General features: G+C 67.7%; 2 pseudogenes. Both read left to right on the top strand.

The window, feature by feature from the left end:
• A pseudogene (locus AB0C84_RS46090) lies at positions 1-504 on the top strand (IS5 family transposase); the annotation flags it as partial.
• Positions 505-880: 376 nt separating this feature from the next.
• A pseudogene (locus AB0C84_RS46085) lies at positions 881-1453 on the top strand (IS3 family transposase); the annotation flags it as partial.
• Between the last annotated feature and the right edge of the window lie 298 nt (positions 1454-1751).

The raw sequence follows: 1751 nt of genomic DNA, 5'->3' as shown, positions 1-1751 counted from the left end.
CCGCCGTTTGGCCCCCTCTGTCCCTCCCCGCCGCTCGCCAGGGCGGCCCAAAACCGGGCCGAGCCCGGTCGACCGCGGCCGGCCGGGCTCCAAACACCACCTGCTGACCGACGGCCACGGCACCCCGCTCGCGGTGTCGCTGACCGGCGGCAACCGCGGGCGACGTCACACAGTTGATGCCGCTGCTGGAGGCGGTGCCGCCCGTCCGGGGCCGGGTCGGCCGGCCTCGGCGAAGACCCGGGCGGCTGCTGGCCGACCGCGGCTACGACCACGACAAGTACCGGCGCCTGGTGTGGGCCAAGGGCATCAAACCGGGTCATCGCCCGCCGCGGCGCCCCGCACGGGTCCGGGCTGGGCGTCCACCGCTACGTCGTCGAGCGCACCATCGCCCTGCTGCACTGGTTCCGCCGCCTACGCATCCGCTGGGAAATCCGCGACGACATCCACGAAGCGTTCATGACCCTCGCCGCAGCCATCATCTGCCGGCGACGCCTCGCCCACTGATTCTGTTACGACCTCTAAGCCCGATGAGCCCACCCGCGACTCGCGGGTCAGCATGGAGATCAATGCCGAGATGAGGGCACAAGGCTCCAGCGCCGAGGAGGCCAACCAGCAGTCGATGGGCTGGAGGAACCGGATCAGCCCCTCACGTGACGGGAAGCACCTGGTCACGGGGCCGTACCAGCCTCGTACCCGTAACCAGAACTGATCTGCTGGCTGGCCCCCCCTCCCGCGCGCAGCGTGCCCCCGGGCCGCAGCGAACCCAACAGGCTGACCAGCCGCTGGCCGAGCTGACACTCGGACGGGGCGAGCAGGTGAGCCGTAAACGAGTCGAGCGGCTGATGCGCGAAGCCGGGATCCAGGGGTCTACCGGCGCAAGGGGCGCCGCAACCTGGTCAACGAACCGACCGAGGAGGACCTGGTCAAGCGAGCCTTCGACGTCCAGGCGCCCGACGTGCTGTGGGTCACCGACATCACCGAGCATCCGACCGACGAGGGGAAGCTGTACTGCGCGGCCGTGCTGGACTGCTTCTCCCGCCGCATCATCGGCCATTCCATCGACATCCGCCAGACCACCAAACTCGTGGTCGATGCGATGGCCGCCGCAGTCGCCCGCAGAAAACCCGCAAAGGATGCCACGATCCTGCATTCAGACCATGGCGCTCAGTTCACTTCCTGGACGTTCGGGAAGCGGCTCCGTGCCGCAGGTCTGCTCGGCCCGATGGGCACGGTCGGCGACTGCTACGACAATGCCATGATGGAGTCGTTCTGGAGCTCGATGCAGCTCGAACTCCTCGACACCAGGAAATGGCAAACAAGAGCCGAGCTCGCAGCTGCGGTGTTTAAATGGATCGAGTGCTGGTACAACCCATCCAGAAGGCATTCCAGCCTTGGAATGCTGAGTCCGGTGGACTACGAGGAACGACACCGCGCCTCGGCCACGACCGCCTGACCCATCTCACCCCAGCTGTCCGTGCTACCGGGGGAACCTCACCGTCCGTATGCGTTGGTCTCAGGCACGGGTCTGTGAGGCACCCCACTGAGACGGTCAGCGCCCTGGCATTCAAGGGGCGCGCCGCGGCCTGCGAGCCGGTTCCGGCCGGGCCGTCCGCGCGCCGCTAGACGCTAGGACGCCAGTCAGAACCCGACGAGCCGCTAGGGCCTGTTTCTCGGATCAGGTGCGTAGCCAGATGAGCAGGACAGTGATGGTGATGGTGCCGGTGAACAGGTAGCCGCGTTTGTCGAAGCGG

Source organism: Actinomadura sp. NPDC048955 (genome assembly GCF_040649435.1).
In the GTDB taxonomy this organism is placed as follows: domain Bacteria; phylum Actinomycetota; class Actinomycetes; order Streptosporangiales; family Streptosporangiaceae; genus Spirillospora; species Spirillospora luteofluorescens.
Note: the sequence above shows the minus strand (reverse complement) of the source record. Positions and strands in the feature narration are given on the sequence as shown.